General features: G+C 44.5%; 3 protein-coding genes. 1 reads left to right on the forward strand and 2 read right to left on the reverse strand.

Features of this window, described 5'->3' with window-relative positions; translation table 11 throughout:
• The first annotated feature begins 201 nt into the window (after window positions 1-201).
• Window positions 202-873 carry a DUF1573 domain-containing protein gene (locus tag ACFSW8_RS14250; RefSeq protein ID WP_377087453.1) on the forward strand — a complete coding sequence of 224 codons (672 nt, stop codon included), beginning with the start codon at window positions 202-204 and terminating at the stop codon, window positions 871-873.
• A 163-nt stretch (window positions 874-1036) separates the two neighbouring features.
• On the opposite strand, the gene ACFSW8_RS14255 is transcribed toward ACFSW8_RS14250, so the two are convergent.
• Together ACFSW8_RS14255 and ACFSW8_RS14260 are read right to left on the reverse strand one after the other, a co-directional pair.
• Window positions 1037-1477 (reverse strand): hypothetical protein, encoded by a 441-nt coding sequence (locus tag ACFSW8_RS14255; RefSeq protein ID WP_377178568.1) that lies wholly within the window; start codon window positions 1475-1477, stop codon window positions 1037-1039.
• Window positions 1478-1901: 424 nt separating this feature from the next.
• Window positions 1902-2405, reverse strand: a 504-nt coding sequence (locus ACFSW8_RS14260) for a hypothetical protein (protein WP_377178570.1), incomplete at its 5' end; no start/stop codon positions are given.

Below are 2405 nucleotides of genomic sequence, written 5' to 3' on the forward strand. Positions count from 1 at the left end.
CAATATCAGGCTTTCCGTCTACTACAAAAAAGCTCGTAATCGACCTTAACTACGTGCCATTCTTGTCTGCCTTTTTAATGCGAGTTGCCCTTTGAAAATACCTTCTTGGGATTGCCCAGTAGAACCACTCGAAGTCTTTGAGAATGATGTAAGGAAAAGCTCGGCTTTGACATCACTCTGCCAACGACTAGATTTCCACACATGTGGCGGCTGACTCTACTAACATTTCTCACTCTCGCACAACTGATCTGGGCTCTAGAATTTACAAGACACACCCAAACCGTCGAGGTAACCCCTGATCAATCGACCATCCATGTCGACTACGCCTTCAGTAATCCCACAAAGCACAAAATCGACATAGCAAAGATCGATGCCCCTTGTACCTGCCTCAGCGCCACATTACTCGACAAAGAAAAACTTGCCAACAAAAGCACTAGTATCAAACCTGGAGCTAAAGGCTACGTCCGTGCCACACTCGACATCGGCAACTTCAAAGGCCAACTCAACAAAAAACTCATCGTTTGGACGAATGAAAAAGGCGCTCCACCACAGGTGCTTAACCTCAACGTCAAAGTTCCTAGCCTCGTCACAGCAATCCCAAAATCTCTCAGCTGGAAGAAAAACGTAAAGGCCTCACAGAAAGAATTTTCCATCATCGTTAGCGACTCCAAACCCTACAAAATCATCAGCCACAAAGCCTCCAACAAAAACTTCAAATACCAACTCACCACGGAGAAAGAAGGCTACGCCTATAAACTCACAGTCACCCCCACTAACACCAAAACTCCATGCTTCGCGGCCATAGAGCTCACCACCGATAGCACGGAGCCACGTTACCAAAAAATTCACTGCTACCTCTCAATAAAACCATGAAAACGCGGTTGCCATCCCCCCACTATGGGACTCCCCCTAACTTCAAATAATCCCAATGCGATTACCTCCCCCTTACCACCACAACCTAGACGGCATTGCGACGCCTCTTCTATGACTACTATCACTCGCTAACTCTTTCATCGCTCACTGAACTTTGCTGCTGCTAGCTTTCACATGCTACATCGCCTGATGTATTAAATACATGCTTTTCATCCTCCTTAGAATACACCCAAACATAGTCAACATCACCTTTCCTTTCATACTCGCTCTTTTCAATGCTTTTGAAATAGGTCGCAAAATCCACTGTGTAACTATAGCCATCATCCCATATCACCTTCAAGGTTCCCATCTCTTTTGAACCGGTAACCATATACCTTAAACTCTCAATGCTATCCTCTCTAATGCCATCTAAGATGCCACTCTCTGAAAGGTATTCAGCTAGCCCATCCACATCATTGCATGAGACCACATGAAACGCCACACACTTGGCGTAATTATGCGCACTATTCCTTCTAAAAGAATACAGCTTCTCAGCTTCTTCCGAGGCACTTGGCTTACAGGAGACAATGAAGAGTCCAATGAGAGTCGTCGAGATAGCTTTCATTTCTTTTTATCCATAGTGAGGCACTTACTCAGATTTCTAGAAATGCTGATGAAACTAACACGCATTCAGAAACATTCTAAAACCGAGGTATGCTATATGAGCTAATTGGCTTTGTGTCACTTCTCATAATCCCAACGGGATTCTTCTCCCAGCTCAAGGTCGATCCGAAGGCGAAAACCTTGGTCCCCTCCCCCCCCATCACAACGCCAACGACCTTGCGCCCCCCTCTTTCGGAGTGCGGTAGCTCGCTACCGCTTTCACGGATCGCTGAAGCTTGCTTCAGGAGGGAGCGGAGCGAAGTCAGATTTAGCAGAACGACCTGTCTCATCGCCGCCCTAGGGTACTAGTAAACGCGCTTCAGACAGAGACTATGACATAGCACTATCAAACAGTTGACCCAATGGACTTCTCACACATTAGCTGGTTAATAAACACTATCACTTCGGACGAGATTACTACTATACTTTCCTCTAAAATGTCTAATAACAATGCGACACTTCTTATCGTGAATGTAAAACTCTTTAGATTTAATAAATGCTGAACTATCACCGTCAAGATTCTGCGTATGTAGCTGCCAATTATCGATGAGGTTTCCCTCTTGTGATATATGACTCAAAATAGTTTTGGCATCCTCTGGATAGGCATCACTCCAGGTAGTTATCAGTTCTTGGAAGCTCGAATAGTCTTCTAAGTCTTTACCGTATGCATTAAGAATGGTGTTCAACAATCCTGCATCTTTAAGAATCTTTTCATAGTCTCCGTACTTTTTTGCATTAGGTGCTCTGTCGCTCTCACAGGAAACCATGAACAATAAAAAAATCGATAGATACCAACATCGAATCATAACATAATGAGACAGACTAGAATGGCACGTAGTTAAGCGGCACTTCGCTTGGCTCCTCGATGTGAAATTTCTCTGAATGTGTGT

It is taken from the genome of Rubritalea tangerina (assembly GCF_042683245.1).
Taxonomy (GTDB): domain Bacteria; phylum Verrucomicrobiota; class Verrucomicrobiia; order Verrucomicrobiales; family Akkermansiaceae; genus Rubritalea; species Rubritalea tangerina.

What these genes read in the sequence shown, in the direction of transcription:
- ACFSW8_RS14250 (WP_377087453.1), top strand. Translation starts at nt 202, where the DNA reads ATGTGGCGGCTGACTCTACTAACATTTCTCACTCTCGCACAACTGATC.
- ACFSW8_RS14255 (WP_377178568.1), bottom strand. Translation starts at nt 1,477, where the DNA reads ATGAAAGCTATCTCGACGACTCTCATTGGACTCTTCATTGTCTCCTGT.